Genomic DNA, 6,000 nt, shown 5'->3' on the forward strand with positions numbered 1-6,000 from the left:
GCGCCTTCCGCGATCCGGGAGCGAGTGGGGAGAGGGTGAGCCGTGGACACCACCGCTTGGCTCGTGCTCGGCGCCCTGGCCGCACTGATCACCCTGGTCCTCGCCGCCGTACTGCTGGTACGCGTCGTGAGGGCCAGGAGACTGCTGGTCGACGCGGGGATCCCGGTGCGCGACAAGGCGCTGGTCTGGGCGGCCCTGATCTACACCGCCTCCCCGGTGGACCTGCTGCCGGACCCGGTCTACCTCGACGACATCGGCCTCCTGCTGGTCGCCCTGCGGTCCCTGCACGCGGCCGCCGCGGACGCCGGGATCCGTACGGGCCGCAAGGGCGGCGCCCCGGCAAAGCACCGCTCCGAAGCGGTGCGCTGAGCCGCCCGGACGGGCGCGGCACCGCCGTCACGCGGGAGGCGGGGCCCGGAGCCGGTGCAGGGCCAGGAGCGCCTGGTCGTCCTGGATGCGGCCGCCGGTGTGCCGTTCGACGTCCTCGGTCAGCAGCCGGAGGATCCGCGCCGGGGCCGCCGGGTCGTCGGGCAGCGCCCGGCGGCCCACGAGCAGGGGCAGGCGCGCGGCCGCGTCGTAGAAGACCCCGGCCTCGTCGCGGGCCTCGGTGACCCCGTCGGTGTAGCAGACGAGGGTGGCGCCGGGCGGGAAGGCGAACGCGTCCACCGGGGACGGCCAGGCCCCCAGGGCCCTCATGCCGAGCGGCGGCGCCTCTTCGGACGGTTCGAGGACGGTGGCCCGCCCGCCGGCGTCCAGCAGCACCGGCGGCGGATGCCCCCGGTTGACGATCCGCACGGTGGCGAGGTCGTCGGCGAACTCGGCGATCAGCGCCGTCGTGAACCCCTCCGCCTGCTCCTGGCCGCCGCGCCGGTCGCCCTCGCGCAGGAGGGCCCTCTCCAGCGCGTCGACGAGGCCGGGCAGGTCCTCCGTCTCGTCCGCCGCGTACCGGAAGGCCCCCAGGTCCGCGCAGACGGCGCTCACCGCGCCGAGTCCCTTGCCGCGCACGTCGCCGACCATCACCCGCACCCCGTGCGGGGTGTCCTGGACGACGTAGAGGTCGCCGCCGATCATCGCCTCGTCCTCGGCGGGGACGTACCGGGCGGCGATGCCGAGCCCGCCGATGCGGGTCGGGGGGCGCGGCAGGACGGCGCTCTGGGCCACGGCCGCCACCTGGCGGGCGCGCCGGGTGCTGGCGTCCCTGCCCTCCAGCGTGCGGTGGATGAGGACGGCCAGGACCGTCACGGCCACCAGGGTGAGCTGGTTGGCGACGCCCCACTGCCATCCGAAGACGCCGTCCCTCCAGGCGAGCCCCGCGTGGACGGCCATGGCCAGGACGCCGACCGCGATGATGCCCCGCACCCGCAGCAGCGGCCCCGCGGCGACGGGGGCGGTCATCAGCAGCGGCGCGGAGGCCACGTCCGCCGGGGTGACCAGGTCCAGGACGACGGCCAGCACGACGACCGCCACCGGGATGCACCGGGCCCTGCGCGACTCCACCACTCCCCCACGCTGTACGGGGGCGCCTCCCGCCGCATCCCGGCGGCGGCCGAGCGTGCTCCGCCGGGGGCCGGGTCACTCGGGCAGCGGAGTTCCGGGGCGGGGCGCGGCGGCGCACGCGGCGTCCATCCGGACGCGGTGGGCCGTCACCGCCTCCGGGTCGTCGACGACGTCGAGCCGGACGCCCGGCGCCTCCAGGACGGCCCGGTCCCCGATCTCGGGCACGGGCACCCGCAGCAGGTGCAGGGCCGGCACGCCGGTCAGGGGGTGCGGCGGGTGGTCCAGGGGCACCACCTGGACGGTGACGTGCCGCTCCTCCATCGCCTCGGCCAGCGCCGCCCGCTGGCCGTCCATCGTCGCCCGGTCGCCGACCCGCGTGTGCAGGGCGGCGGCCGGGAGGAGGGCCCACAGGTCGGCCCCGCGCTCGCGCAACCTGCGGCGGCGCTCCGTCAGCAGCTCGATCCGGCGCTCCCGCAGGGCGGGGGTGTCCTCGGGGTGCTGGATGCGGTGGAGCGCGGCGGCGTAGGCGGGGGTGCGCAGCAGTTCGGGCACGAGCGCGGGGTGCCAGGTCCGCACGACGCTCGCGGAGGACTCCACGCCGATGACGTCCTGCTGCCGGCCGTCCAGCACGTCACGCCAGCGGTGCCACCAGCCGGGCAGGTTGGCCGCGGCGATCTTGGCCAGGAGCGACTCGGCGTCGGCGGGCGGCACTCCGTAGCGGCGCAGCAGCTCGGCGACCTGCCGGGCGTCCAGCGCCGTCTCGGCCCGCTCGATGCGCCGGACGGTCGCGGGGTGGGCGTCCAGCGCCTCGGCGGCGGTCCGCAGGCCGACCCCGGCGCGCTCCCGCAGCAGGCGGAGGCGGACCGCCAGGACGCGGTGCTCCACGGTGGGACCGGAGCGGGCGCGCATGGGCGTTCCCTCCGTGTCGGGCCCCGGTTCGGAGCGGAGTGGATTCTGTCACTTGCAAAGTATGCGCTTTGCGCCGAGAGTGCATACATGTCGGAAATAGTCAGTCGCGTGGAACGCGCCCCCGCCGACGGGGGCGTCCGGGGGGCACAGAGCTGGTGGGTGCCCCGGTCGCCCGGAGGGGCGCCCGAGGCCCGGCATCGGGTGCGGGAGGTGATGCGGGCGTGGGGCGAACCGGCGGACCGCGTCGACGCGGCGGCCCTCATCGTGACGGAGCTGGTCACCAACGCGGTGCGGCACACCAGCACCCGGCGCATCCGCTGCCGCCTCACCCGCTCGGGGGACGGCGTCCGCGTCTGCGTGTGGAACCGCGGCCGGGGCCGCATCCCGGCCCCCGCGTCCCCCGAGGAGTCCGCGGGGCTCGTCCGGCCCCCCGCCGCCGCGGGAGGCCCGGCCCGCGCTGACGGCGAGGACCCGCTCGGCTCGCTGGCCGAGGACGGCCGGGGGCTGCTGCTCGTCGACGCGCTGGCCGCCCGCTGGGGGAGCCGTGCCGCGACGGCGGGCCGGCTCGTCTGGGCCGACCTCGCCTGACCCCGCGCCCCGGCCCGCACCGCGCCGGACACGCCCCCGTCGGGGTCGTCCGCCCGATCAGGCGGACGCCGTGCGGCACTCCGGGTGGCCCCAGCCGTTCGCGTTCTTCGCGATCGGCTCCTTGGCCGCGTACGGCTTGCCGCACTGGCAGCGGCCCGCGAACCGCGCCTTGATCGTGCCGCCGGACCGCCCGGTGCGGGCGGCGCCCGCCGCACCGCGCTCCTTCGCCGCGCCCGAGCTCTCCGCGCGCCCCTGCGTCGCCCGCGCCGGCGCGGGCGCCGGGGGACGCGCGTCGCCGTGCGCCGTGCCCGCGGGCCGCTGCGCCACGGCCGCGTCGCTCGCCGCCTGGTCGGCGAGCGCGTTGAGCGGGTCGCCGCCGACCTGGTGGGCGGGCACGTAGCGGAAGGCGACCGAGCGTCCGCCCAGCAGCGCGTCGATCCGGGTGACCAGCTCGCGGTTGGCGACGGGCTTGCCGCCGGAGGTCTTCCAGCCGTTGCGCTTCCAGCCCGGCAGCCACTTGGTCACCGCGTTCATGGCGTACTGCGAGTCCATCCGCACCTCGACCGGCACCGCCGGGTCGGTCGACTCCAGCAGCTCCGCCAGCGCGGTCAGCTCGGCCACGTTGTTCGTCGCGACGCCGAGCGGCCCCGCCTCCCAGCGCCGGGGGACGCCCTGCGCGTCGGCGACGACCCACGCCCAGGCGGCCGGCCCCGGATTCCCCTTGGACGCCCCGTCACACGCGGCGATGATGCACTCGTTCATCCCTCGATCATGCCAGCACCGCGCGAGCGCCCCGACCGGCCGCGGACCGGGTGCGCCCCCTGCGGGACCGGGCCGCGACGCCGCCTTGACCTCGACCAAAGTCGAGGTCCTAGCGTTGCGATCACCGGAGGCCGGTCGGCCGACGGGACCCGACCACCACCACCGGATTGCGGAGCACCCCATGGACATGGAAGTCACGGCCTGGCACTCGTTGCACAGCGCGATGAACGCGCAGCAGGACCGCCGGCCCTTCTCCCGGACGACCCTGCGCCGCATCCTGCTCTTCGCGCGGCCCCATCGCCGCCGGATCCACCGGTTCCTGCTGCTCAGCGTGGTGACCGCACTGCTCGCGGTGGCCACCCCGGTCCTCGCCGGCCAGGTCGTCGACGCCATCGTGGACGACGCCGGCGCCGATACGGTGACCCGGCTCGCCGGGCTCATCGCCCTCATCGCGGTCGCCGAGGCCGGGCTGGGGCTGCTCACCCGCTGGCTGTCGGCGACGCTGGGCGAGGGGCTGATCCTGGATCTGCGCACCGCCGTGTTCGACCATGTGCAGCGGATGCCGGTGGCCTTCTTCACCCGCACCCGGACCGGCGCTCTGGTCAGCCGGCTGAACAACGACGTGATCGGCGCGCAGCGCGCGTTCAGCAACACCCTGTCCGGCGTCGTCTCGAACCTGGTCACATTGGTGCTGACCTTCGCGGTGATGCTCACGATCTCCTGGCAGATCACGCTGCTCTCGCTGGTGCTGCTCCCGGTGTTCGTCGTGCCGGCCCGCCGGATGGGGGCCCGGATGGCCGGGCTCCAGAGGGAGGCGGCCGGCCACAACGCCGCGATGGGCACCCGGATGACCGAGCGGTTCTCCGCCCCCGGCGCGACCCTCGTCAAGCTGTTCGGGCGGCCTTCGGACGAGTCCGACGCGTTCGCCGAACGCGCCCGCCGGGTGCGGGACATCGGCATCCGTACGGCCATGGCCCAGTCGGCGTTCATCACCGCGCTCACCCTGGTCTCCGCCCTGGCCCTGGCCCTGGTCTACGGGCTCGGCGGCTACTACGCGCTGCGCGGCGCCCTGGAGCCGGGCGCCGTCGTCGCCCTGGCCCTGCTGCTGACCCGGCTGTACGCCCCGCTCACCGCCCTCGCCGGGGCGCGGGTCGAGGTGATGAGCGCCCTCGTCAGCTTCGAGCGGGTCTTCGAGATCCTGGACCTGGAACCGCTGATCAGCGAGCGGCCGGACGCCCGCGCGGTGCCGGAGGGTCCGGTCTCGGTGGAGTTCGACCGGGTCTCCTTCGCCTACCCCTCCGCCGAGAAGGTCTCCCTCGCCTCGCTGGAGGAGGTCGCCACGCTCGACGACCGGAGCGGCGCGCCGGTCCTGCACGAGGTCTCCTTCCGCGCCGAACCGGGCCGGATGATCGCCCTGGTGGGATCCTCGGGCGCGGGCAAGTCGACCATCGCCCAGCTCCTGCCCCGGCTGTACGACGCGGACGCCGGCTCCGTGCGGCTGAACGGCGTCGACGTGCGCGACCTCAGCGCCGACTCGATCCGGGACACGCTCGGCATGGTCACCCAGGACGGGCACCTGTTCCACGAGTCCGTGCGCGCCAACCTGCTGATCGCCCGGCCGGACGCCTCCGAGGACGACGTCTGGGACGCGCTGCGCCGCTCCCGGCTCGACGGCCTGATCGCCTCGCTGCCCGACGGGCTCGACACGGTGGTGGGCGAGCGGGGCTACCGGTTCTCCGGCGGGGAGCGCCAGCGTCTGACCATCGCCCGGCTGCTCCTGGCCCGCCAGCGGGTCGTCATCCTCGACGAGGCGACCGCGCACCTGGACTCGACCTCCGAGGCCGCCGTCCAGGAGGCGCTGGCCGAGGCGCTGGCCGGCCGGACCGCCGTGGTCATCGCCCACCGGCTCTCGACGGTGCGGGCGGCCGACCGCATCCTCGTCGTCGAGGCGGGGCGGATCGTCGAGAACGGCACGCACACCGAGCTGCTGGCGGCAGGGGGGCGGTACGCGGAGCTGTACCGGACCCAGTTCGAGGGGCCGTCGGCCGAGGAGGACCGGCCGGCGCAACCGGTCGGGTGACCGCCCGCCCCGGGGGGGGGGGGGGGGGGGGGGGGGGAGGGGGGGGGGGGAGAGGGGGGGGGGGGGGGGGGGGGGGGGGTGGGGGGGGGGGGGGGGGGGGGGGTTGTGGGGGGGGGGGGGGGGGGGGTGGGGGGGGGGGGGGGGGGGGGGGGGGGGGGGGGGTT

At 76.4% G+C, this 6,000-nt stretch carries 6 protein-coding genes; 3 read left to right on the forward strand and 3 right to left on the reverse strand.

Going from position 1 to position 6,000, the window contains the following annotated elements:
* The first annotated feature begins 42 nt into the window (after positions 1 to 42).
* Positions 43 to 369, forward strand: a complete 327-nt coding sequence (locus tag ACZ6EJ_RS24640; RefSeq protein ID WP_469270057.1) for a YkvA family protein — start codon at positions 43 to 45, stop codon at positions 367 to 369.
* 27 nt (positions 370 to 396) lie between these two features.
* Here ACZ6EJ_RS24640 and ACZ6EJ_RS24645 read toward each other — a convergent pair whose 3' ends face one another.
* Together ACZ6EJ_RS24645 and ACZ6EJ_RS24650 are read right to left on the reverse strand one after the other, a co-directional pair.
* A complete protein-coding gene (locus ACZ6EJ_RS24645; protein WP_469270058.1) occupies positions 397 to 1,500 on the reverse strand; it encodes a PP2C family protein-serine/threonine phosphatase in 1,104 nt (367 codons plus the stop codon).
* Positions 1,501 to 1,572: 72 nt separating this feature from the next.
* Positions 1,573 to 2,406, reverse strand: a complete 834-nt coding sequence (locus tag ACZ6EJ_RS24650) for a Scr1 family TA system antitoxin-like transcriptional regulator (RefSeq protein ID WP_469270060.1) — start codon at positions 2,404 to 2,406, stop codon at positions 1,573 to 1,575.
* 159 nt (positions 2,407 to 2,565) lie between these two features.
* Between ACZ6EJ_RS24650 and ACZ6EJ_RS24655 the strand changes: the two genes are divergently transcribed.
* Positions 2,566 to 2,994, forward strand: a complete 429-nt coding sequence (locus ACZ6EJ_RS24655) for an ATP-binding protein (protein ID WP_469270069.1) — start codon at positions 2,566 to 2,568, stop codon at positions 2,992 to 2,994.
* Positions 2,995 to 3,051: 57 nt separating this feature from the next.
* On the opposite strand, the gene ACZ6EJ_RS24660 is transcribed toward ACZ6EJ_RS24655, so the two are convergent.
* Positions 3,052 to 3,756, reverse strand: coding sequence for a ribonuclease H family protein (locus tag ACZ6EJ_RS24660; RefSeq protein ID WP_469270062.1), 705 nt, complete (start codon positions 3,754 to 3,756; stop codon positions 3,052 to 3,054).
* 181 nt (positions 3,757 to 3,937) lie between these two features.
* Here ACZ6EJ_RS24660 and ACZ6EJ_RS24665 point away from each other — a divergent pair, with 181 nt between their 5' ends.
* Positions 3,938 to 5,836, forward strand: coding sequence for an ABC transporter ATP-binding protein (locus ACZ6EJ_RS24665; RefSeq protein ID WP_469270064.1), 1,899 nt, complete (start codon positions 3,938 to 3,940; stop codon positions 5,834 to 5,836).
* Positions 5,837 to 6,000: the final 164 nt, after the last annotated feature.

It is taken from the genome of Streptomyces sp. NPDC041970 (assembly GCF_055588985.1).